General features: G+C 71.4%; 18 protein-coding genes and 1 pseudogene. 11 read left to right on the top strand and 8 right to left on the bottom strand.

Features of this window, described 5'->3' with window-relative positions:
* Positions 1 to 204: 204 nt before the first annotated feature.
* From ACWD1Z_RS23740 to ACWD1Z_RS23715, 6 genes and pseudogenes are all read left to right on the top strand, one after another.
* Positions 205 to 1,380, top strand: a pseudogene (locus ACWD1Z_RS23740) (phosphatidylglycerol lysyltransferase domain-containing protein); the annotation flags it as partial.
* A 137-nt stretch (positions 1,381 to 1,517) separates the two neighbouring features.
* Positions 1,518 to 2,444, top strand: coding sequence for a dihydropteroate synthase (folP, locus tag ACWD1Z_RS23735; RefSeq protein WP_451121546.1), 927 nt, complete (start codon positions 1,518 to 1,520; stop codon positions 2,442 to 2,444).
* The gene (locus ACWD1Z_RS23730; RefSeq protein ID WP_451121544.1) at positions 2,441 to 2,944 is read left to right on the top strand and encodes a nuclear transport factor 2 family protein; all 504 of its coding nucleotides are present in this window, start codon (positions 2,441 to 2,443) and stop codon (positions 2,942 to 2,944) included. Before folP ends, ACWD1Z_RS23730 begins: the two co-directional genes overlap by 4 nt.
* 247 nt (positions 2,945 to 3,191) lie before the next feature.
* Complete coding sequence (folB, locus tag ACWD1Z_RS23725; protein WP_389416941.1) at positions 3,192 to 3,551, top strand: dihydroneopterin aldolase; 360 nt, start codon at positions 3,192 to 3,194, stop codon at positions 3,549 to 3,551.
* On the top strand, positions 3,548 to 4,159 hold the full coding sequence (gene folK, locus ACWD1Z_RS23720; protein ID WP_451121542.1) for a 2-amino-4-hydroxy-6-hydroxymethyldihydropteridine diphosphokinase: 612 nt from the start codon (positions 3,548 to 3,550) through the stop codon (positions 4,157 to 4,159). The genes folB and folK overlap by 4 nt, the downstream gene beginning before the upstream one ends.
* A 57-nt stretch (positions 4,160 to 4,216) precedes the next feature.
* The gene (locus ACWD1Z_RS23715; RefSeq protein WP_451121540.1) at positions 4,217 to 4,705 is read left to right on the top strand and encodes a DUF3180 domain-containing protein; all 489 of its coding nucleotides are present in this window, start codon (positions 4,217 to 4,219) and stop codon (positions 4,703 to 4,705) included.
* A 13-nt stretch (positions 4,706 to 4,718) separates the two neighbouring features.
* On the opposite strand, the gene folE is transcribed toward ACWD1Z_RS23715, so the two are convergent.
* The 6 genes from folE to dacB form a co-directional block, all read right to left on the bottom strand.
* Positions 4,719 to 5,324: a GTP cyclohydrolase I FolE gene (folE, locus tag ACWD1Z_RS23710; RefSeq protein ID WP_451121538.1), complete on the bottom strand. Its 606-nt coding sequence runs from the start codon at positions 5,322 to 5,324 to the stop codon at positions 4,719 to 4,721.
* A gap of 139 nt (positions 5,325 to 5,463) precedes the next feature.
* A complete protein-coding gene (gene ftsH / locus ACWD1Z_RS23705) occupies positions 5,464 to 7,497 on the bottom strand; it encodes an ATP-dependent zinc metalloprotease FtsH (RefSeq protein WP_451121536.1) in 2,034 nt (677 codons plus the stop codon).
* 217 nt (positions 7,498 to 7,714) lie between these two features.
* Entirely contained in the window at positions 7,715 to 8,275 is a 561-nt protein-coding gene (gene hpt, locus ACWD1Z_RS23700) for a hypoxanthine phosphoribosyltransferase (RefSeq protein ID WP_451121633.1), read from the bottom strand.
* A 51-nt stretch (positions 8,276 to 8,326) separates the two neighbouring features.
* A complete protein-coding gene (gene tilS / locus ACWD1Z_RS23695; RefSeq protein ID WP_451121534.1) occupies positions 8,327 to 9,352 on the bottom strand; it encodes a tRNA lysidine(34) synthetase TilS in 1,026 nt (341 codons plus the stop codon).
* 193 nt (positions 9,353 to 9,545) lie between these two features.
* Positions 9,546 to 10,676, bottom strand: coding sequence for a zinc-dependent metalloprotease (locus ACWD1Z_RS23690; protein ID WP_451121532.1), 1,131 nt, complete (start codon positions 10,674 to 10,676; stop codon positions 9,546 to 9,548).
* A gap of 67 nt (positions 10,677 to 10,743) precedes the next feature.
* Entirely contained in the window at positions 10,744 to 12,321 is a 1,578-nt protein-coding gene (gene dacB, locus ACWD1Z_RS23685; RefSeq protein WP_451121530.1) for a D-alanyl-D-alanine carboxypeptidase/D-alanyl-D-alanine endopeptidase, read from the bottom strand.
* A 79-nt stretch (positions 12,322 to 12,400) separates the two neighbouring features.
* Here dacB and ACWD1Z_RS23680 point away from each other — a divergent pair, with 79 nt between their 5' ends.
* Together ACWD1Z_RS23680 and ACWD1Z_RS23675 are read left to right on the top strand one after the other, a co-directional pair.
* Complete coding sequence (locus tag ACWD1Z_RS23680) at positions 12,401 to 12,892, top strand: inorganic diphosphatase (RefSeq protein ID WP_030599677.1); 492 nt, start codon at positions 12,401 to 12,403, stop codon at positions 12,890 to 12,892.
* Positions 12,893 to 12,998: 106 nt separating this feature from the next.
* Positions 12,999 to 14,666 (top strand): threonine/serine ThrE exporter family protein, encoded by a 1,668-nt coding sequence (locus ACWD1Z_RS23675; RefSeq protein WP_451121528.1) that lies wholly within the window; start codon positions 12,999 to 13,001, stop codon positions 14,664 to 14,666.
* Positions 14,667 to 14,700: 34 nt separating this feature from the next.
* Here the strand turns inward: ACWD1Z_RS23675 and ACWD1Z_RS23670 are convergent, their stop codons facing one another.
* Positions 14,701 to 15,591: a DedA family protein gene (locus tag ACWD1Z_RS23670; RefSeq protein WP_451121526.1), complete on the bottom strand. Its 891-nt coding sequence runs from the start codon at positions 15,589 to 15,591 to the stop codon at positions 14,701 to 14,703.
* A gap of 147 nt (positions 15,592 to 15,738) precedes the next feature.
* Between ACWD1Z_RS23670 and ACWD1Z_RS23665 the strand changes: the two genes are divergently transcribed.
* Complete coding sequence (locus tag ACWD1Z_RS23665; RefSeq protein ID WP_389416931.1) at positions 15,739 to 16,104, top strand: YbjQ family protein; 366 nt, start codon at positions 15,739 to 15,741, stop codon at positions 16,102 to 16,104.
* Between the two features lie 20 nt (positions 16,105 to 16,124).
* On the opposite strand, the gene ACWD1Z_RS23660 is transcribed toward ACWD1Z_RS23665, so the two are convergent.
* Positions 16,125 to 16,886 (bottom strand): MerR family transcriptional regulator, encoded by a 762-nt coding sequence (locus tag ACWD1Z_RS23660; RefSeq protein WP_451121524.1) that lies wholly within the window; start codon positions 16,884 to 16,886, stop codon positions 16,125 to 16,127.
* A gap of 112 nt (positions 16,887 to 16,998) precedes the next feature.
* Here ACWD1Z_RS23660 and ACWD1Z_RS23655 point away from each other — a divergent pair, with 112 nt between their 5' ends.
* Both ACWD1Z_RS23655 and ACWD1Z_RS23650 read left to right on the top strand, forming a co-directional pair.
* On the top strand, positions 16,999 to 18,282 hold the full coding sequence (locus ACWD1Z_RS23655) for an ion channel protein (protein WP_451121522.1): 1,284 nt from the start codon (positions 16,999 to 17,001) through the stop codon (positions 18,280 to 18,282).
* A 25-nt stretch (positions 18,283 to 18,307) separates the two neighbouring features.
* The gene (locus ACWD1Z_RS23650; RefSeq protein ID WP_451121520.1) at positions 18,308 to 19,702 is read left to right on the top strand and encodes a glutamate decarboxylase; all 1,395 of its coding nucleotides are present in this window, start codon (positions 18,308 to 18,310) and stop codon (positions 19,700 to 19,702) included.
* The last annotated feature ends 33 nt before the right edge of the window (positions 19,703 to 19,735 follow it).

The raw sequence follows: 19,735 nt of genomic DNA, 5'->3' as shown, positions 1-19,735 counted from the left end.
GCGTAGGCGAACCATGGAGCCCCGCCCCGTAAAAACCCAGCCATCCCCGAGCGTTCACGGAACCGGCTTCGGGGAGGTGAGTGAACCTCCTCCCCCAAGACACCGTCCTAGAGGGCGCAATGTCGCCGGATGCCCGAATCGGCACCGGATCCGAGCTCACTCGCAGAACCACGGGACGCGATGCCTGTCAGGACAGTTGAGGAAGTGCCGGGCGGGGTTCCACGGCAACCCGGCCGCGTGCGGCGGCTGCTGCGCGGTCCGCGCCCCGACGCGGTGCCCGCTCTCGTCGGCCAAGCCTGCGTCCTCGTCGGCCTCCTGGACATCGCCGCGGGCATCCTCCCGCGCTTACGGCACAGCCGTACGCACCCCCTCGCCGACCTACTGCCCGGCGCGTCCGGACCGTTCGCGGCCGCCCTCTCGCTCAGCGCCGGAGTGCTGTTGCTGCTGCTCGCCCACGGTCTCCGGCGGGGCAAGCGCCGGGCCTGGCGGGCCGCGGTGGTCCTGCTCCCGGCAGGCGCCGTGGCCCAGTTCGCCTACCGCCCCTCCCCGCTCGGCGCCGTCGTCTCGCTCGTCCTGCTGACCGCCCTGCTGCGCCACCGCGACCGGTTCACGGCACTGCCCGACCCGCGCAGCCGCTGGCTGGCACTGGCCAACTTCGTCCTGATGGGCGCCGGTTCACTCGCCCTAGGACTCGTCGTCGTCAGCGCCCATCCGCGCAGCCTGACCGGCAACCCGAGCCTGGCCGAGCGCATCACCCATGTCCTGTACGGCCTGTGCGGCCTCGACGGCCCCGTCGAGTACCAGGGCAGCGCCGCGGGCACGGTCGCCGTCTCCCTGGGCGCCCTCGGCCTGCTCACCGCCGTCACCACGGTGTGTCTCGCCCTGCGCCCCGAACATCCCGGCGCCCGGCCCAGCCAGGAGGACGAGGCCCGTCTCAGGGCCCTGCTGGCCCGGCACGGCGGCCCGCTCACGGTCCACCGGGACCACGCCGTCGTCTTCTCCCCCAGCGGCAAGGCCGCGGTCACCTACCGCGTCGTCTCCGGCGTCATGCTCGCCGACGGCGACCCCATCGGCGACGTCTCGGCCTGGCCGGGCGCCATCGAACGCTTCATGGATGTCGCCCAGGCCCACTCCTGGACCCCCGCCGTCAGCGGCTGCTCCGCGGCCGGCGGCGAGGTGTGGGCCCGGGAGACCGGCCTGACCGCCCTCGGACCGGGCGGCGAGGCGGTGGTGAGGACGGCGGATTTCTCGCTCACCGGCCGCGCGATGCGCACCGCGCGCCGGATGGCCCAGCGCATCGAGCGAGCCGGTCGCCCCACCCCGGTACGACCCGCACGTGACGCCGGCGACCCCGGACCGGCCCCTGTCCGCCGCGCCGCCGCACACCACCGCGCCCGCGCGGCGTGACCCGGACGGGTCCGGGCGGAAGCCTCCTGCCCCGTCCCCGGGGCTTCCGCCCGGACCGCACTGCCCGGTCCCCCGACCACCCGGGCCTGCCCGGGGCCTACGCTGAACATATGAGCAAGCAGAGCGGACGCGGCCGCGTGGCAGGCCTTCCTGAATGGGACCGCTGCGCGGTCATGGGAGTCGTGAACGTGACCCCCGACTCCTTCTCCGACGGTGGCCGCTGGTTCGACACCACCGCGGCCGTCAAGCACGGCCTCGCCCTGGTCGACGAGGGCGCCGACCTGGTCGACGTCGGCGGCGAGTCCACCCGCCCCGGCGCCACCCGCGTCGACGAGGCGGAGGAACTCAAGCGCGTCATCCCGGTCGTCCGCGGCCTCGCCTCCGAGGGCGTGACGATCTCCGTCGACACCATGCGCGCGTCCGTCGCCGAACAGGCCCTCGCGGCCGGCGCCGCCCTCGTCAACGACGTCAGCGGCGGACTCGCCGACCCCGCCATGATCCCGGTCGTCGCCGACGCCGGCGCCCCCTTCGTCGTCATGCACTGGCGCGGCTTCCTGGAGGGCGGCAACGTCAGGGGCGTCTACGACGACGTGGTCGCCGAAGTCGTGGACGAACTGCACGCGCGCGTGGAGGCCGTGCTGGCCGGCGGCATCGCCCCCGACCGCATCGTCGTCGACCCCGGTCTCGGCTTCTCCAAGGACGGCGAGCACGACCTCGTCCTCCTCGCCCACCTCGACCGGCTGCTGGGCCTCGGCCACCCGCTGCTCGTCGCCGCCTCCCGCAAGCGCTTCCTCGGCCGGGTCCTGGCCGGGCCGGAGGGCGCGCCGCCGCCCGCCCGCGAGCGGGACGCGGCCACGGCCGCCGTCTCCGCGCTCGCGGCGCACGCGGGCGCATGGGCGGTGCGCGTGCACGAGGTCCGCGCGACGGCGGACGCCGTACGGGTCGCACGGGCCGTGGAAGGAGCGCGCGACCTCGCCCACGCGCCGGGCGCACAGAATCCCGTACGGGGCGCGCACTCCCCCGAAGGAGCCCGGTGAGCGCCCCGCACACCGACGTCGAGCAGGTGGAGGCCGCGAACACCGCCTACTACGAGGCGGTGGAGCGCGGCGACTTCGAGGAACTGTCCTCCCTCTGGCTCACCCCGGCCGACCTCGGCGTCGACGAGACCTACCACGACCCGGCCGACAGCGGTGTGATCTCCTGCGTGCACCCCGGCTGGCCGGTGCTCACCGGCCGCGGCGAGGTGCTCAGGTCGTACGCCCTGATCATGGCGAACACCGACTACATCCAGTTCTTCCTCACCGATGTGCATGTCTCGGTCACCGGCGACACCGCGCTCGTCACCTGCACCGAGAACATCCTCAGCGGCGGCCCCGCGCCCGAGGGCAGCGAGGAGCTCGGCCCGCTCGTCGGCCAGCTGGTGGTCGCCACCAACGTCTTCCGCCGTACCCCGCACGGCTGGAAGATCTGGTCCCACCACGCCTCTCCCGTGCTGGCCGAAACCGATGAGGAAGAAGGCGACGACACCCCCTCCTGAGTGGGTAGGCGCCCCACAGGGACCAACACGTGGTTGGAATCACCCGGCTCCGGGTAGGGGCGGCTACCAACCCGTGAGCCGCCGGGTTCCCCGGGGAAAACACCCGGTGAACCCTCCGGGCCCGGCGCGGGCGCGTGCCCCCGTGGAACGGCCCTGTCAGTGCCCGCAGGTAGATTCGTCCGAGGCCGGTGTGCCGTCCGCACACGGTTCGTACCGGCCGTCACCGACGATTGCAGGAGTGATTCGCGTGGATCGTGTCGCGCTGAGCGGCCTCAAGGCCCGCGGGCACCACGGTGTGTTCCCCAAGGAGCGCGAGGAGGGCCAGACCTTCATCGTGGACCTCGTGCTGGGCCTGGACACCCGGCCGGCCGCAGCCGACGACGACCTGGCGAAGACCGTGCACTACGGCATCGTGGCGGAGGAGGTCGTGGCCGTCGTCGAGGGCGAGCCCGTCAACCTCATCGAAACCCTCGCCGAGCGCATCGCCCAGGCCTGTCTGAAGCACGAAGGGGTCCAGGAGGTCGAGGTCCGCGTCCACAAACCGGACGCGCCGATCACGGTCCCCTTCGACGACGTGACCGTCACCATCATCCGGAGCCGAGTATGACCGCGTTCTTCACCGAGGGTTCCAGCGATCCGACCGTACAGCCGGTACCCGCGTCCGTCGTCGAGAAGGTGGACGCCGCCGACACCACCCTGCACAACCCGCAGCGAGCCGTGATCTCCCTGGGCTCGAACCTCGGCAACCGCCTGGAGACCCTCCAGGGCGCCATCGACGCGCTGGAGGACACCCCCGGCCTGCGCGTCAAGGCCGTCTCCCCCGTCTACGAGACCGAGCCGTGGGGCGTGCAGCCCGGCAGCCAGCCCTCGTACTTCAACGCGGTCGTGGTCCTGAAGACCACCCTTCCCCCGTCGTCGCTGCTGGAGCGCGCGCAGGCGGTCGAGGAAGCCTTCCACCGGGTGCGGGACGAGCGCTGGGGGCCGCGCACCCTCGACGTCGACATCGTCGCCTACGCCGACGTCGTCTCCGACGACCCGGCGCTCACCCTGCCCCACCCGCGGGCCCATGAGCGGGCCTTCGTCCTCGCCCCGTGGCACGACGTGGAACCCGAGGCCCAGCTGCCCGGACGCGGCGCGGTGGCCGATCTGCTCGGCACCGTCACCCAGGAAGGCGTCTCCGCTCGCGGGGATCTGGAACTCCGACTGCCCGAGTAGTCGTTAAGGTCGAGACGACCACAGTCCGTGGGAGCCCGGGGGAGCTGAAGGGACACCGTGAGAGAGCTGCGTATCAGGGTGCTGGCCGGCGTGTTCGTCGTGGCCGGCGTCCTGTCCTGGGCGGGCGCCCGCCTCTGGAACTCGATCGGGACCCTGCCGAGCGTCCCCCTGGCCGCCCCCGTCGTCCTCGCCCTGATCGCCGCGGTGCTGCTGGCCACGGCGCTCTCGATCCGCTCCCGCCTCCGGGCGCAGCGCGAGCGCCGCCCGGGCGCCAAGGGCGTCGACCCCCTGATGGCCGCCCGAGCGGTCGTCTTCGGCCAGGCCAGCGCCCTGGTCGCCGCCCTGGTCGCGGGCATGTACGGCGGCACGGGCGTCTTCCTGCTGGAGGTCCTCGACATCCCCGCCCGCCGCGACCAGGCCATCTACGCCGGCTTCTCGGTCGTCGCGGGCATCGCCGTCATAGCGGCGGCCATGTTCCTGGAGCGCGTCTGCAAGCTCCCGGAGGACGACGAGCACAACGGCACGGGAGCCGCACCGGCCGCGTGACCAGCCGGCCGGGTCAGCGCGCCATGATGAGGCTCATCGCCTCGTTGCGCGTGGCCGCGTCCCGCAGCTGTCCGCGCACCGCCGAGGTGAGGGTCTTCGCGCCGGGCTTGCGGATGCCGCGCATCGACATGCACATGTGCTCGCACTCCACGACGACGATCACGCCACGCGGCTCCAGGATCTCCATCAGGGAGTCCGCGATCTGCGTGGTGAGTCGTTCCTGCACCTGCGGACGGCGGGCGTAGACATCGACGAGCCGGGCCAGCTTGGACAGTCCGGTGATCTTCCCGGAGGTCGCCGGGATGTACCCGACGTGCGCCACTCCCCGGAACGGCACCAGATGGTGCTCACACGTGCTGTAGACCTCGATGTCCTTCACCAGCACCATCTCGTCGTGCCCGATGTCGAACGTCGTGGTCAGCACATCCTCCGGCTGCTGCCACAGGCCCGCGAATATCTCCTTGTAGGCCCTGGCCACCCGACCCGGCGTCTCCTTCAGACCCTCGCGGTCCGGATCCTCGCCGACCGCGATCAGCAGTTCCCGTACGGCGTTCTCGGCGCGTTTCTCGTCGAAAACGCCGATGCGGCCCTCGCCGTCCAGCGTCACGGGGTCGGTCATGTGGTGCCTCGTTCCTGTGCGGGTGGCGCGTGTGGGTCACGCGTCTGAACTGCGGACATACGACGATGCCGCGCCCCCCAGGCTAAAACCAGGGGGACGCGGCATCCATTCCGGGGCCGGTGAGGTCACCGGGCCCGGGTCAGCTCTCCGGGCGCTCCTCGGGAGCGGGCTCCGGGGTCGGCTCGGCGACCGTCGACTTGGCGGTGGTGATCGCCGGAGTCGAGCCGTTGGCGCCGTTCGTCAGGGCGAGCTCCTTGGGGGAGAGCACCGGCGGACGGGTGGACGGCGTACGGCGCGAGGAACCGGTCCACGCGGGCCGCGGCGGGCGCTTGACGATACCGGCGAAGATCTCGGCGATCTCCTCCTTGCCCAGCGTCTCCCGCTCCAGCAGCGCGAGAACGAGGTTGTCGAGGACGTCGCGGTTCTCGACCAGGATCTCCCAGGCCTCGTTGTGCGCGGTCTCGATGAGCTTCTTGACCTCTTCGTCGACCAGCGCGGCGACCTCTTCCGAGTAGTCGCGCTGGTGAGCCATCTCACGGCCGAGGAAGGGCTCGGTGTTGTCGCCACCGAACTTGATCGCGCCGAGGCGCTCGGTCATGCCGTACTGCGTGACCATCGCGCGGGCCGTGGCGGTGGCCTTCTCGATGTCGTTCGCGGCACCCGTGGTCGGGTCGTGGAAGACGAGCTCCTCGGCCGCGCGGCCGCCCAGCATGTACGCCAGCTGGTCCAGCATTTCGTTGCGCGTCGTGGAGTACTTGTCCTCGTCCGGCAGGACCATCGTGTAGCCGAGAGCACGGCCTCGCGACAGGATCGTGATCTTGTGGACCGGGTCGGAGTTCGGGGAGGCCGCCGCGACCAGGGCGTGGCCGCCCTCGTGGTACGCGGTGATCTTCTTTTCCTTGTCCGACATGATCCGGGTCCGCTTCTGCGGGCCCGCCACGACGCGGTCGATGGCCTCGTCGAGCATGTGGTTGTCGATCAGCTTCTTGTCCGAGCGGGCCGTCAGCAGGGCGGCCTCGTTCAGGACGTTGGACAGATCGGCACCGGTGAAGCCCGGAGTCCGGCGGGCGACGGCGGACAGGTCGACATCGGGGGCGACCGGCTTGCCCTTCTGGTGGACCTTGAGGATCTCCAGACGGCCCTGCATGTCGGGGCGGTCGACCGCGATCTGGCGGTCGAAGCGGCCGGGGCGCAGGAGGGCCGGGTCGAGGATGTCGGGACGGTTCGTGGCGGCGATCAGGATGACGCCGCCCTTCACGTCGAAGCCGTCCATCTCGACGAGCAGCTGGTTCAGGGTCTGCTCGCGCTCGTCGTGACCGCCGCCGAGGCCGGCGCCGCGGTGGCGGCCGACCGCGTCGATCTCGTCGACGAAGACGATCGCCGGGGCGTTCGCCTTGGCCTGCTCGAACAGGTCACGGACTCGGGAGGCACCGACACCGACGAACATCTCGACGAAGTCGGAACCGGAGATCGAGTAGAACGGCACGCCGGCCTCGCCCGCGACGGCACGCGCGAGCAGGGTCTTGCCGGTGCCGGGCGGGCCGTACAGCAGTACGCCCTTGGGAATCTTGGCGCCGACGGCCTGGAACTTGGCGGGCTCCTGGAGGAATTCCTTGATCTCGTGGAGTTCCTCGACCGCCTCGTCGGAACCGGCGACGTCGGCGAACGTCGTCTTCGGGGTGTCCTTGGTGATGAGCTTGGCCTTGGACTTCCCGAAGTTCATGACCCGGGAGCCGCCGCCCTGCATCTGATTCATCAGGAACAGGAAGACGACCACGATGAGAACGAAGGGCAGCAGCGAGAGCAGGATGCTCACGAAGGCGTTCTGCTTCGTCGGCGAGACCGTGTAGCCGTCCGGGATCTGCTTGTCCTGGAACTTGGTCTGCAGGGTGTTGGCCAGGGTCGCGCCCTGGTCGCCGATGTAGCTCGCCTGGATCTTCGAGCTGTCCTCGATCTTTTCGCCGTCCTTGAGCTGGACCTTGATGGTCTGCTCGTCGCCGGTGGTCAGCTTGGCTGATTCGACCTTGTTGTCATTGATCGCCTGGACGACCTGGCCGGTGTCCACCGTCTTGTAGCCACCGGACGAGCCGACGACCTGCATCAACACGACCACGGCAAGGACGGCCAGCACGATCCACATGACCGGCCCACGGAAGTATCGCTTCACGTCCATCCATACGGAGCGGAGCCGCCCCGTCCCTCCTGCCATAGTGAGTTTGATAAGACAGTTCTTCTGACGGTACCCCAGCATTGTGGACCGAAGCCGCACGGAGCCGCTCGGCCGGAGGCAATCCCGTCTCTGCATGCTCCAACGGCGCGGACCGCGCTGGGGTTCCCGATCGTCCTACCGGCGTCGCCCTTGTGGCTCAGCGCCCGGCCGAGCCCGGGGGTCAGCCGCCGTAGACGTGGGGCGCGAGCGTACCGACGAACGGGAGGTTGCGGTACTTCTCGGCGTAGTCGAGGCCGTAGCCGACGACGAACTCGTTGGGAATGTCGAAGCCCACCCATTCGACGTCGATGGCGACCTTGGCGGCGTCCGGCTTGCGCAGCAGGGTGCACACCTTGAGCGACTCGGGCTCGCGCGAGCCGAGGTTGGACAGCAGCCAGGACAGGGTCAGCCCGGAGTCGATGATGTCCTCGACGATCAGGACGTGCTTGCCCTTGATGTCGGTGTCGAGGTCCTTGAGGATCCGCACCACCCCGGAGGACTGGGTGCCCGCCCCGTAGGAGGACACGGCCATCCAGTCCATGGTGACGGGGGTGGACAGCGCCCGCGCGAGGTCCGCCATCACCATCACCGCGCCCTTGAGGACGCCGACGATGAGCAGGTCCTTGCCCGCGTACTCCGCGTCGATCTTCGCGGCGAGCTCGATGAGCTTCGCGTCGATCTCTTCCTTGGTGATGAGTACCTGCTGAAGGTCGGCACCCATGTCGTTCGCGTCCACCCGCATCACTTTCGGTCGTCCCACCGGCCGTCCGCCCCCCTGGCGGGGGGCGAGGATTCAGCCTTGCCGAATCACCAGTCTGCCACCCTGGCGCTGGGCCACGACTTTGCCGGGGAGATTGATGGCCCCCTGGCCGCGCCATCCGGTGATCAGGCGGTCGACTTCCTCGATGTGCCGGGCGAACAGCGAGCCGGCCGGAGCGCCCGCCTCGATGGCTGCGCGGCGCAGGATCCGGCGGCGCACGGCGGGCGGGAGGGCGTAGAGCTTGGCGCACTCCAGCAGCCCCGCGGCGTCCCGGACGGCGGTCTCGGCCTGGCCGGCCCAGGCGTCGAGGGCGTCGGCGTCGTCGCGGGACAGTTGCGCCGTACGGGCGAGCGCCTCCACGACGCCTTTGCCGAGGGCCTTCTCCAGGGCGGGCAGGCCCTCGTGGCGCAGGCGGGAGCGGGTGTAGGCGGGGTCGGCGTTGTGGGGGTCGTCCCAGACGGGCAGGGACTGGACCATGCAGGCCCGGCGGGCGGTCTGCCGGTCGATCTCCAGGAAGGGGCGCCGGTAACGGCCGCCGGCCCCCGAGACCGCGGCCATGCCGGACAGGGAGCGGATGCCGGAGCCGCGGGCGAGGCCGAGCAGGACGGTTTCGGCCTGGTCGTCGCGGGTGTGGCCGAGGAGGATCGCGGCGGCGCCGTGGCGCTGGGCGGCGGCGTCCAGGGCGGCGTAGCGGGCGTCGCGGGCGGCGGCCTCGGGTCCGCCCTCGCGGCCGACGGTGACGGTGGCGGACTCGACCGGGTCGAGGCCGAGTTGGCGCAGGCGGAGGACGACTTCCTCGGCGCGCAGGTCGGAGCCGGGCTGGAGGCCGTGGTCGACGGTGACGCCGCCGGCCCGGATGCCGAGCTTGGGTGCCTCGAAGGCGAGGGCGGAGGCGAGGGCCATGGAGTCGGCGCCGCCGGAACACGCCACGAGCACGAGCGGCGACGGCGGGCGCTCGTGCGGGGTGTGCTCGGGGGAGGTCTGTTGGTCGTTGAGGATGTCGTGGAGGACGCGGCGGACCGCCAGGCGTATCGCCGCGACCGCAGGATGGGGACCCATGTCCGGTTCCCTTCATGAAGTTTTCGGGGGGTGAGCCCGAGGTTCGGTCACTCAGAGTGTGTAGATGGTGACAGAACCGGGCGGTTCCCCGAGCATTGCACGCCTACCCATGGCTCACGGTCCCTCGGACGGGTGATTGAAGGGGCGTTCGCCTGCCGTCGGCCGGATTCGTTTCACGACCCCGAACGGAGGTTCACGACTCGGCCTTGCGATGCACCCGCGCGACCCAGTCCGCCGGTTTGGCGATCTCCGCCTTGGTCGGGAGGGTGTTCGGGGAGGTCCACACGCGGTTGAAGCCGTCCATGCCGACCTCGTCGACGACGGCCCGCACGAAGCGTTCCCCGTCGCGGTACTGGCGGAGCTTGGCGTCCAGGCCGAGCAGTTTGCGCAGGGCCATGTCCAGCCGGGAGGCGCCCTTGGCGCGGCGCTGCTGGAACTTCTCGCGGATCTCCGCGACGGACGGCACGACGGCCGGGCCGACGCCGTCCATGACGAAGTCGGCGTGTCCCTCCAGCAGGGACATCACGGCGGTGAGGCGGCCGAGGATCTCGCGCTGGGCCGGGGTCTGCACGATCTCGACGAAGGAGCGGCCGCCGTCGTCCTCCTCCGCCTCGGGGCGGCCCCCGGCGAGGGTCTGGGCGGCCTCGCGGACGCGCTCCAGGACGGTCATGGGGTCGACGTCGGTCTCCCCCAAGAACGACTGGATTTCGCCCTGGAGGTGGTCCCGCAGCCAGGGCACGGCGGTGAACTGGGTGCGGTGGGTCTCCTCGTGCAGGCACACCCACAGCCGGAAGTCGTGGGGCTGGACGTCGAGTTCGCGCTCGACGTGGACGATGTTCGGCGCGACGAGCAGCAGCCGCCCGCCGCCGTTCGCGCCCGCGGGGAGTTCGCGGGTGGCGGGGGCGAAGGTCTCGTACTGGCCGAGGACACGGGAGGCGAGGAACGACAGCAGCATGCCGAGCTCCACGCCGGTGACCTTGCCGCCGACGGCGCCGAGGACCGCGTTGCCGGGACCGGATCCGCGGCGCTCCTGCATCTTGTCGAACAGCGGCTTGAGCAGTTCCCGGAAGCCGGCGACATTGGCGCGCACCCAGCCGGGGCGGTCGACGACGAGGACGGGAGTGTCGTGGGTCTCCTCGGTGCCCAGCCGGGTGAAGCCCCGGACGTGTTCCTCCGAGGCCTTGGCGTGCCGGCGCAGCTCCGCGACGACGGCCCTGGCCTCTTCGCGGCTGATCTCGGGGCCCGGCCGCATGAGCCGGGTCGCGGTCGCCACCGCGAGATTCCAGTCGACCATCCCAGTTGCGGCACCACCGATGCTCGTCATGCGTCAACCGTACGTGAGCGCCGCCGTTGGGGGCAGGGCGTCGGCGGTCGGCCCGTGCGGCTGCGGTTCAGCCGCAGCCGCACGCCGCCAGTGCCGTGGCCGCCTCGTCCAGGGCCGACTGGGCCGCTGACGGGTCGGTGGTGTCGGTGGCCAGGAAGGCGAAGGCCAGCAGGTGCCCGTCCTGGTCGACGACCGTGCCGGCGAGGGCGTTCACGCCGGTCAGGGTGCCGGTCTTCGCTCGTACGACGCCGGCTGCGCCGTCCGTGTAGCGGCTGGTCAGGGTGCCGGTGAAGCCCGCCACGGGCAGGCCGGTGAGGATCGGGCGGAGTTCGGGGTGGGCCGGGTCGCCCGACTTCGCCAGCAGGGCGGTCAGGGTGTCGGCCGTGAGGCGGTCGTCGCGGTTCAGGCCGCTGCCGTCCTTGAAGTCGGCGCCTTTCACCGGCACTCCGAGCTTCTTGAGCTCGGCGCGGAGGGCGCGGCCCGCGCCGTCGAAGTCGGCGCGTTCGCCGGTGGCGAGGGCGGTCTGGCGGGCGAGGGCCTCGGCGATGTCGTTGTCGCTGTGGGTGAGCATGCGTTCGACCAGGGCCGCGAGCGGCGGCGAGGAGACCTCGGCGAGGGTCCGGGCGCGGCCGGTCGCCTTGGAGGGGCCCGGGGAGGTGGTCTTGATGCCGTGGTCCTTGAGGAGGCCGGCGAAGGTGCGGGACGCCTCGGCCGCCGGGTCCGCCGCGCGGGGCGCCGGGCCGCTGACGGAGTCGTCGGTGCGGGCCTCGTCGGCCATCAGGGCGCTGACCTGGGCGAGGTTCTCGTTGACCCCGATCGGGTGGTCCGCGTCGCCCGCGTAGAGCGTGGTGTCGTACGACAGGGTCACCTCGCGCATGCCGTCCTTCTTCAGGGCGGTGGCGGTGTCCTCGGCGAGGGCGCGCAGGCTCGCCCAGCCCTCGGCGTCCTTGCGGGCGGTGAGCGTGGGGTCGCCGCCGCCGACCAGGACGAGTTCGCCGGTGTCGGGTTCCAGGGCGGCGCGGGTGGTCAGGCGGTGGTCGGGGCCGAGGGCGGACAGGGCCGCGGCGGCGGTGGCGATCTTCGTGGTGGAGGCGGGGGTGAGCGCGGTGCCGGAGCCGGTGCCGTACAGGCGCTTGCCGGTCGTCACGTCCACCACGGCGGCGGAGCGGCGCTCGCCGAGCGCGGAGGTGTCCAGGAGCGGGTCCAGGACGCCGGCCAGGGCCTTGGCGCCGGGGGCGGACCTCACCCCGCCGGCCGAGCCGCCGAGGCCGCTGAGGACGGATGCGGCGCTGGGGGCGGCGTGGGGCGCCGTGGCCGTCGTAGCGGAATCACGACCGTGATCTGCGCCACCCGTGTGCTCCTGGGCGGCTGCCCTGTCCCGCTCGGCCGTACGCTGACCCGAGGAGTCCCAGGGACCGGCGGTGGTCACCGCACCCACGGCGAGCGCGAGGCCGACGGTGGCGGCGCCGGCGGTGTACTGCCAGGTCTTCACCCTGATGACCTGCGCCGAGGCGGCTCGGCCGAGCCGTGCCAGGCGCGGTCGGCCGGCGTTGACGGCCTGTGCGAGACGCGGTCGTACGGCGTTCGCGATCCGCGCCACCCGCGGTCCCGCGGCCCGCCAAGGCCTCAGCTCTGGCACGACCACCAGCCCCTTTCGCGATCACACACCTGCGTGAGGGACACTTAACCACCAGAACTATGTGTTGATCATGGAGGAGCCACCGGTGGAGTTCGACGTCACGATCGAGATTCCGAAGGGTTCGCGGAACAAGTACGAGGTGGACCACGAGACCGGTCGGATCCGCCTGGACCGTCGCCTCTTCACCTCGACCAGCTACCCGGCCGACTACGGCTTCGTCGAGAACACCCTCGGCGAGGACGGCGACCCGCTGGACGCGCTGGTCATCCTGGACGAGCCGACCTTCCCGGGCTGCCTCATCCAGTGCCGCGCGATCGGCATGTTCCGGATGACGGACGAGGCCGGCGGCGACGACAAGCTGCTGTGCGTGCCGGCGCACGACCCGCGCGTGGAGCACCTGCGCGACATCCACCACGTGTCGGAGTTCGACCGCCTGGAGATCCAGCACTTCTTCGAGGTCTACAAGGACCTGGAGCCCGGCAAGTCCGTCGAGGGCGCCGACTGGGTCGGCCGTACCGAGGCCGAGGCCGAGATCGAGCGGTCCTACAAGCGCTTCAAGGACCAGGGCGGCCACTGAGTCCCCAGGTCACCGACGGGCCGCACGCGACGCGTGCGGCCCTTTGGCATGGGTGTGCGCATACTGAAGCCTGGCCTGAATGCGTCGTACAGGGAGCGCTGCGCAAGTGACGGACGCGGAGGACCGCAAGCCGCAGTCGGACGAGGCGACCGGCACGTTCGACCCCGAGATCACATCCGAGTTCGCCATTCCCCGGGGGCTCGCCGTACCCAGGGCCGGCGGTGAGCCGGAGACCACGTCCGAGTTCGCCCTGCCGCGCGGGCTGGACACCCGCCCGGGTCCGGTGGCCGAGCCCGAGAAGTCGGCGTTCAGCACCCCGCGGACCTACCACACCAAGGACGCGCCCCCCGCGTTCACCCCGGCGTCCGGGGTGCCCGCGGTCAGTCTGACCAAGAACGTGCCCTGGCAGGACCGGATGCGCACGATGCTGCGCATGCCGGTGACCGAGCGGCCCGCGCCGGAGCGGATCCCGAAGACCGAGGACGAGGGTCCGGCCGTCCCGCGCGTGCTCGACCTGACCCTGCGGATCGGCGAGCTGCTGCTGGCGGGCGGGGAGGGCGCGGAGGACGTCGAGGCGGCGATGTTCGCGGTCTGCCGGTCCTACGGCCTGGACCGCTGCGAGCCGAACGTCACCTTCACGCTGCTGTCGATCTCCTACCAGCCGTCGCTGGTGGACGACCCGGTGACGGCCTCGCGGACCGTGCGGCGGCGCGGGACCGACTACACGCGGCTCGCGGCCGTGTTCCGGCTGGTGGACGACCTCAGCGACCCGGAGAGCCATGTCTCCCTGGAGGAGTCCTACCGGCGGCTCGCGGAGATCCGTCGCAACCGGCACCCGTATCCGACCTGGGTGCTGACCTCGGCGAGCGGACTGCTGGCCGGTGCCGCCTCGGTGCTGGTCGGTGGTGATCTGATCGTGTTCGTCGCCGCGGCGCTGGGCGCGATGCTCGGCGACCGGCTGGCGTGGCTGTGCGCGGGGCGCGGGCTGCCGGAGTTCTACCAGTTCATGGTGGCCGCGATGCCGCCCGCCGCGATAGGCATCGCCCTCAACCTCGCGCACGTGGACGCCAAGGCGTCCGCCGTGATCACCGGTGGGCTGTTCGCGCTCTTGCCCGGGCGGGCGCTGGTGGCGGGGGTGCAGGACGGTCTGACCGGGTTCTACATCACCGCGGCCGCGCGCCTGCTGGAGGTCATGTACTTCTTCGTCGGGATCGTCGCCGGGGTGCTGGTGATCCTGTACTTCGGCGTGAACCTGGGCGCCAAGCTGAACCCGGACGCGGCCCTGAACATCTCCGAGCGGCCGCTGTGGCAGATCGGCGCCTCGATGCTGCTGTCGCTGACCTTCGCGGTGCTGCTGCAGCAGGAGCGGTCCACCGTGCTGGCGGTGACCCTGAACGGCGGGGTCGCCTGGTCGGTGTACGGGGCGCTGCACTACACCGGCGGCCTGTCGCCGGTCGCCTCCACGGCCGTGGCGGCGGGCCTGGTGGGGCTGTTCGGGCAGCTGCTGTCGCGGTTCCGGTTCGCTTCGGCGCTGCCGTACACCACCGCGGCGATCGGGCCGCTGCTGCCGGGGTCGTCGACCTACTTCGGGCTGCTGTCCATCGCTCAGAACGAGGTGGACAAGGGGCTGGTGTCGCTGGCGACGGCGGCATCCCTGGCGATGGCCATCGCGATCGGCGTCAACCTGGGGTCGGAGATCTCGCGGTTGTTCCTGCGGCTTCCGGCCGGGGCCGGGGAGGGACGCAAGGCGGCGAAGCGGACCCGGGGCTTCTGAACTCCTCGCGGGTCCGCGTCCGTCACCGGGGTTTCTAGTAGCCCTGGTTGGGCGGGTACTGGTCGTTCGGCCGGCCGCCGTACTGCTGCTGGTTGCCGTAACCCTGCGGGTACTGCTGGGCGTAGGGCTGCTGTTGGCCGTAGGGCTGCTGCTGGGCGTAGGGCTGCTGCTGGCCGTAGTACTGCTGCTGCGGGGGCTGGTCGGCCGGGTCGATGCGGCGGAGCTGGGTCGTCGCGTCGTCCATCATCTGCGGGTGCTGCTGGTGGGGGGGCTGGACTGCTTGGGCCGGGGCCTGGGCCGCCGCCCGCTTCTTCTTGGTGCGCTCGCGCAGGTACTCGACGATGATCGGGACGACCGAGGCGAAGACGATCAGGATGAGGATCGCCTCGACATTGGCCTTGATGAAGTCGATCTGGCCGAGCCAGTACCCGGCCAGGGTGACTCCGGTGCCCCAGGCGATGCCGCCGATGATGTTGTACGTCAGGAAGGTGCGGTACTTCATGCGGCCGGCGCCGGCCACGATGGGCGCGAAGGTCCGCACGATCGGCACGAATCGGGCCAGGACGATCGCCTTCGGGCCGTACTTCTCCATGAACTCATGGGCCTTCTCCAGGTTCTCCTGTTTGAAGAGCTTGGAGTTGGGGCGGTTGAAGAGCCGCGGGCCGAAGAACTTGCCGATCATGTAGCCGACCTGGTCGCCGATGACGGCGGCCAGCACGATCAGGGTGCAGACCAGCCACAGGGGCTGGGTGATGTACGTCCCCTCGGCCACGAAGAGACCCGCCGTGAACAGCAGCGAGTCGCCGGGAAGGAACGCGAAGAGGCCGGATTCGGCGAAGACGATCAGAAGGATGCCGGGCAGCGCGAAGGCCTCGATGAGGTATTCCGGGCTGAGCCACTCGGGGCCGAGCGCAAGCGTGGTCACGGGTTGTGGCTCCTGCGGGGTGGGGCGGGCGGGGGCTGGTGCTCAAAAGTACCAACGCGGTACCCCTGTCAACGCACCGCCGGAGGCCCAGGTTCCAGGGGTGCGCACAGGATGCCCTTTGCGGCGGCCCGGGGAAAGCTGTCCACCATGGGAATCGATGAGTACGGCGGCGGACAGGGCCCTCAGCCCGATGTCCTGGTGGTGACCACGAACGACGTACCCGGACACCGGGTCCAGGAGGTCATCGGGGAGGTGTTCGGCTTGACGGTGCGCTCCCGGCATCTGGGCAGCCAGATCGGCGCGGGGCTGAAGTCGATGGTCGGCGGTGAGCTCAAGGGGCTCACCAAGACGCTCGTGCAGACCCGCAACCAGGCCATGGAACGGCTGGTGGAGCAGGCACGCGCGCGTGGCGCCAACGCCGTGCTCGCCTTCCGCTTCGATGTGACCGATGCCTCGGACGTCGGCACCGAGGTGTGCGCGTACGGCACGGCCGTGGTCCTGGTCCGGGAGTAGCGGCACTCCCGGACCGGGGATCACGCGGTGCGGGAGGCCGCGTTGGCGCGGATGGCGTCCCGCAGGTGGGCCGCCATGCCTGGGTGCATGGCGTCGTAGAACGCCGTGAAGCGTTCGTCGGCGACGTACATGTCACCCAGGCACTGGTGCATCTCGTACGGGCATTCGTAGAACCACCTGCCGAGGTACCGGCGGTGCTCCTCCGCCATCTCCATGGCCGCCTCGCCGGTCGGCGGCTCACCGGAGGTCATCAGGGACTTGTAGCGCTCGCCCCACTCGGCCCCCTCGTCCTGCATCCGCTTCCAGTCGTCCTTGGTGTAGGCCGCCGCGCGGCGCTGCGACTCGGCGTACGCCTCCGTGCCGCCCCAGCGTGCCTGCGCCTCCTCGGCGTACTGCTCGGGGTCGTGGTCGCCGAAGACCTCGAAGCGCTCTTCGGGGGTGAGGTTGATGCCCATCGTGCGTGCCTCCATGGCCTGTTCCACGGCCGTCGCCATCTTCTGCAGCTTCTCGATCCGGGCGGTCAGCAGGTCGTGCTGGCGGCGCAGGTGCGCGCGCGGGTCGGTTTCCGGATCGTCGAGCAGGGCGGCGACCTCGTCGAGCGGAAAGCCGAGCGCCCGGTAGAACAGGATCTGCTGCAACCGGTCGAGGTCGCCGTCGCTGTAGCGCCGGTGGCCCGCGTGGCTGCGCTCGCTGGGGACGAGCAGGCCGATGTCGTCGTAGTGGTGCAGTGTGCGCACCGTCACTCCGGCGAAGCCCGCGACCTGTCCCACGGAATAGCTCACGTCGTCCGCTCCCTTCTCGGTACGCACTCCACGGTGAATCCTCACGCCACGTGAGGTGCAAGCCCATGGAATACGACCGTATTGACCGCTTTGCCGGTTTATCGTGTCCCCCGTGCCCCAGGGAACCGCGCCGCAGGCGCCCGCCGCGCCGGCGACCCCGGCCCGCGCCCTGCTGCCGCTGGTCCTCCCCGCCCTGGTGGTGGGCGTGGCTGCCGCGCTGCTGTTCCTCGGGGTGAGCGAGGCCGCCGAGGCCCTCCAGCACGTGCTCTGGCAGGACCTGCCCGACGCGCTGGGGGTGGGCCGCTCCTCCGTGCCGTGGATGCTGACCGTGCTGACCGCGACCGGGGTGGCCGTCGGACTGGTGGTCTGGAAGGCGCCCGGACACGCCGGGCCCGACCCGGCCACCACCGGGCTCGACGCGCCCGCGCTGCCGCCCGTCGTCCTGCCGGGACTGCTGCTGGCGACCGCCCTGATGCTCGCGGGCGGGCCGAGCCTCGGCCCGGAGAACCCGATCATCGCCGTCAATGTCGGGCTGGCCCTCTGGCTCGGGCACCGGCTCCTGCCCCGGGTGCCGGGCGGACTGTGGGCGGCGCTGGCGGAGGCCGCGACGATCGGCGCGCTGTTCGGCACGCCGGTGGCCGCGGCGCTGGTGATCTCGGAGGCGCTGGCCGGGCGGCCGGCCAAGGGGGCACTGTGGGACAACGTCTTCGCGCCCCTCGTCGCGGCCGCCGCCGGGGCGATCACCACCGAACTGGTCGCCCGTCCCACCTTCGACCTGGGGCTTCCCGCCTTCGACCACCCCGGCTGGGGCGATCTGCTCGCGGCGCTGGTGGTCGCGTCCGCGGGCGCGCTGCTCGGCATGGCGGCCGTGTACGCCTTCCCGTACGTCCACGCCGCCTTCGGCCGGCTGCGGCACCCGATGCTGATGCTTCCGGTGGGTGGGCTCGTGCTGGGGCTGCTGGGGGCCCTGGGCGGCCATCTGACGCTCTTCAAGGGGCTGGAGGAGGTCGGGGAGCTCGCGGCCGACCCCGGCGGCTGGACGGCGGGCGAGTTCGCGGTGATGGCGGTGGTGAAGCTGGCCGCGCTGCTCGTCGCCGCCTGCTGCGGCTTCCGGGGCGGGCGGATCTTCCCGGCCGTGTTCGTCGGGGCGGCCCTCGGTCTGTGCGCCCACGCCCTGGTGCCGGCGGTGCATCCGGCGGTCGGTGTCTCGGCGGGCGTGCTCGGGGTGCTGCTCGCGGTGACCCGGCAGGGCTGGGTGAGCCTGTTCGTCGCCGCCGTCCTGGTGGCCTCCCCCGCGGTCCTGGCCCTGTTGTGCATCGCGTCGCTGCCCGCCTGGCTGCTGGTGACGGGGCGCCCGCAGATGCAGCTGCGCGAGGACGGCACCCCGCTCCGCTGAACTCCCCACCGCTTTGGAGAACTCGATGGCACTGCACCAGGGCCCCGGCCGTTCCGACGACCGGCCCCCGTCCGTCAACCCCTTCTACGGTCAGGCCAATCCGGTCGGCGGCATGACCGAGGCGCCGCCCCGGCACCGGCTCCCGGACCGCCCGCTGCCGCCGATGACGGCGTACCAGCTGGTCCACGACGAGTTGATGCTGGACGGCAACGCCCGGCTGAATCTGGCCACCTTCGTCACCACCTGGATGGAGCCGCAGGCCGGGGTGCTGATGGCGGAGTGCCGGGACAAGAACATGATCGACAAGGACGAGTACCCGCGCACCGCCGAGCTGGAGCGGCGCTGTGTGGCGATGCTCGCCGACCTGTGGAACGCGCCCGATCCGGCGGCCGCCGTGGGCTGTTCGACGACCGGTTCCAGCGAGGCGTGCATGCTGGCGGGGATGGCGTTCAAGCGGCGGTGGAGCAGACGGAACACCGGCGGTCGCCCCAATCTCGTCATGGGCGTCAACGTCCAGGTCTGCTGGGAGAAGTTCTGCACCTTCTGGGAGGTGGAGGCCCGACCGGTCCCCATGGAGGGCGGGCGGTTCCACCTCGATCCCCAGGCGGCGGCCGAGCTGTGCGACGAGAACACCATCGGGGTCGTGGGCATCCTCGGCTCCACCTTCGACGGCTCCTACGAGCCGATCGCCGAGCTGTGCGCCGCCCTGGACGCCCTCCAGGAGCGCACCGGGTACGACATCCCGGTGCACGTGGACGGCGCCTCGGGCGCGATGGTCGCGCCCTTCCTCGACGAGGACCTGGTGTGGGACTTCCGCCTCCCGCGCGTGGCCTCGATCAACACCTCCGGGCACAAGTACGGGCTGGTCTACCCGGGCGTCGGCTGGGCGCTGTGGCGGGACAAGGACGCCCTGCCCGACGAACTCGTCTTCCACGTGAACTACCTGGGCGGCGACATGCCGACCTTCGCGCTGAACTTCTCCCGCCCCGGCGCCCAGGTCGTCGCGCAGTACTACACCTTCCTGCGGCTGGGCCGCGAGGGTTACCGGGCCGTGCAGCAGGCCTCGCGGGACGTCGCGACCCGGCTGGCCGGACAGATCGAAGCCCTCGGCGACTTCGACCTGCTTACCCGGGGCGACCAGTTGCCCGTCTTCGCCTTCACCACGGCGCCGGAGGTGACGGCGTACGACGTCTTCGACGTGTCCCGCAGGCTGCGCGAGCGCGGCTGGCTGGTGCCCGCGTACACCTTCCCGCCGAACCGGGAGGACCTGTCGGTGCTGCGGGTGGTGTGCCGCAACGGCTTCTCGACCGACCTCGCGGCGCTCCTCCTGGACGACCTCCAGCGCCTGCTGCCCGAACTCAGGAGGCAGCCAGGGCCCTTGGGGCGGGACGCGGGACAGGCGACGGCCTTCCATCACTAGCCCGCACGGCGCCGCCCCACCCCGCGCGGACGG

Source organism: Streptomyces sp. NPDC002784, assembly GCF_053592135.1.
This window is presented reverse-complemented; position numbering and strand designations above follow the sequence as displayed.